This is a genomic window from Polaromonas sp. P1_G2 (assembly GCF_056405515.1).
Map to the genome: position 1 here is coordinate 1 of NZ_JBFUBY010000804.1, position 551 is coordinate 551.

Sequence of the window (551 nt, forward strand, 5' to 3'; positions counted from 1 at the left end):
GGACCCGTATGCGGCCAATTACCGATACGATCCCCAAGCCTCTGGTGAAGATCGCCGGCAAGCCGTTGATCGACTATGCGCTCGACCTGCTGAAGGAAGCCGGATCCAGCCGCGCCGTGGTCAATGTGCATTATCTCGCGGATCAAATGCTCGCCCATCTCCAGCATTATCCGGGTCTGGACATCCTGATTTCGGACGAGACCGCCCTACTCCTGAATTCCGGCGGCGGGCTTGCCAAAGGCCTGAAACTGCTGCCGAAAGAACCGGCCTTCGTGATGAATTCCGATCTCTTCTGGATCGGTGAAAGACCTGGCTGCGAGAGCAATTTGCGGCGACTGGCGAAACTCTTCGAGTCCGCGCCGATGGATATGGCCATGCTCTGCGTCCGGCTCGAGGACACGACCGGCCATGACGGCAAGATCGATTTCTCGCTGCTGGACGATGGCCGACTGGTGCGCTACCGGCCCGATGCGGGACAGGGCGTGATCTATGCCGGCGCGATCGTCGTCGATCCGGCCATGTTCGACGACGCGCCGGAGGGACCGTTCAAT

Annotated in this window: 1 protein-coding gene; it reads left to right on the plus strand. The window is 60.6% G+C overall.

All coding sequences use genetic code 11. The annotated features are described in order from the left end of the window. Positions 1 to 8: 8 nt before the first annotated feature. A partial coding sequence (locus AC1D0P_RS27695; protein ID WP_477679660.1) for a nucleotidyltransferase family protein occupies positions 9 to 551 on the plus strand: 543 nt, incomplete at its 3' end.